This is a genomic window from Vibrio sp. 1288, from assembly GCF_033344475.1.
In genome coordinates this window covers 1-806 of record NZ_JAWPOX010000335.1, presented here as the reverse complement: position 1 = coordinate 806, position 806 = coordinate 1, and the positions used below count along the sequence as shown (strand labels likewise).

At 31.6% G+C, this 806-nt stretch carries 2 pseudogenes; one reads left to right on the top strand and one right to left on the bottom strand.

From position 1 onward, the window contains the following. A pseudogene (locus R8O11_RS26605) lies at positions 1 to 335 on the bottom strand (OmpA family protein); the annotation flags it as partial. Positions 336 to 722: 387 nt separating this feature from the next. On the opposite strand from R8O11_RS26605, the pseudogene R8O11_RS26600 reads away from it, so the two are divergent. Next, a pseudogene (locus R8O11_RS26600) lies at positions 723 to 806 on the top strand (flagellar motor switch protein FliM); the annotation flags it as partial.

The window sequence follows — 806 nt, the reverse complement described above, 5'->3', positions numbered from 1 at the left end:
ACACCTTGCCATTTATTCCCTTCGTTGCGTATATCGGAAATAAATAAAATTTGATTATTTGGTTCCGCACGGAAATAAAACTTCCCCATTGGAACTTTTGAATGCATCAGGTTGCACTCAAATTTATTTCCTTTGAAAGACCAATTAGAAATATCCATTGGAACTGTCAACACCTCACCAGACATGGCTGGATTAAAATTGACCAAACCCAAAGAAAAAAAGACGTTACAAATTATTATCAAACTACGAAAGGAAAGGTATATCTTACATTTCCATGACTTAAGCAGTTTAATTAAATATGCCACTGAAGCTCTATAACTGGCATAGCTAATCATGTTAATTACCTATTCTGAAATATTTAAATTGATTGGCAAACGTTTAGCATGAGCTGGAACACCCATAAAACAAACGAGATAAGACCAATAAAACAACTAGTTATATTAATATTTTTATAATAATCACGTTAGTCACCAGATAGAGGATCCTGGTGAAATAACAACAAAGATTGCTCAAAAATTGTTATTTTTACTTATTAACCGATTTATAAATGAAACTAACCCTTTTTAATTTTTATTAAAAGCTTCGCATGTACTGACATAAGCAACATGTGAACTAAAGTCACATAATTCGAAGTTAAAACTAAAACATCATGAAAAACTCTGTGTAGACTACCGAATATTAAGTTAGAAGAACTTAGTTTGTTAACGCACGGTAAAATATAAATGGAAACTAGAGTTAGTGAGTCTATTTCCGATATCAAACCTCTTGATGTCGAATTATTAGGCAAGCCTATTCATATCATTCGA